Source organism: Rhizobacter sp. P3_B12, from assembly GCF_056402895.1.
This window is the reverse complement of the sequence record NZ_JBFUGN010001588.1, coordinates 1-810: the sequence shown is the minus strand read 5'-3', so window position 1 is coordinate 810 and position 810 is coordinate 1. Positions and strand designations below refer to the sequence as shown.

Annotated in this window: 1 protein-coding gene and 1 pseudogene; both read left to right on the top strand. The window is 68.6% G+C overall.

Annotated elements, in window-relative coordinates:
• Window positions 1-42: 42 nt before the first annotated feature.
• Window positions 43-432, top strand: coding sequence for an SMU1112c/YaeR family gloxylase I-like metalloprotein (gene gloA2, locus AC1D01_RS37065; RefSeq protein ID WP_477874857.1), 390 nt, complete (start codon window positions 43-45; stop codon window positions 430-432).
• A gap of 85 nt (window positions 433-517) precedes the next feature.
• Window positions 518-810, top strand: a pseudogene (locus tag AC1D01_RS37060) (hypothetical protein); the annotation flags it as partial.

Here is an 810-nt window from a genome sequence, read left to right as displayed (position 1 = left end):
GCATTGTAGGGAGACGCGATGGACCGGCGCGACAATCGCCCGATGCTCCGACGCATCCACCACGCCGCCATCATCTGCTCCGACTACCCGGCCTCGAAGCGCTTCTACACCGAGACGCTCGGGCTCGCGGTGATCGCCGAGCACTTCAGGGCGCAGCGCAACTCGTACAAGCTCGACCTGGCGCTGCCCGACGGCTCGCAGGTCGAGCTGTTCTCGTTCGACGGCGCGCCGCCGCGCCCGTCCTACCCCGAGGCGCGCGGCCTGCGCCACCTGGCGTTCGAGGTCGACGACGTGGCGCAGTGCAAGGCCGTGCTCGAGGGCCAGGGTGTCGCGGTGGAAGACATCCGCGTCGACGAGTACACCGGCAGGCGCTTCGTGTTCTTCGCCGATCCGGACGGGCTGCCGCTGGAGCTGTACGAGGCGGCCGCCTGAGCAAGCCGGGTCGCCGCGAGTTGTGCGGCACCCGCATTTCAGCGACAGTCGCGGACTACCCAATTTCCATCGGAAGCCACCACCCGTGTCCACCTCCGCCCCCCAAGACCGTGCCTTCTTCGGCCACCCCGCCGGCCTCGGCTGGCTCGCCTTCTGCGAGCTCTGGGAACGTTTCTCGTACTACGGCATGCAGGCCCTGCTGGTCCTGTACCTCACCAACTACCTGTTCCTGCCCGAGAACATCGGCCACGTCGCCGGCATCGATGCGGTGCGCGGCGCCATCGAGAACGTCACCGGCCTGCGCTCGCCGCAGCAGCTCGCGTCCGCCGTGTTCGGCCTCTATGCGGGCTTCGTCTACCTGACGCCGCTGTTCGGCGG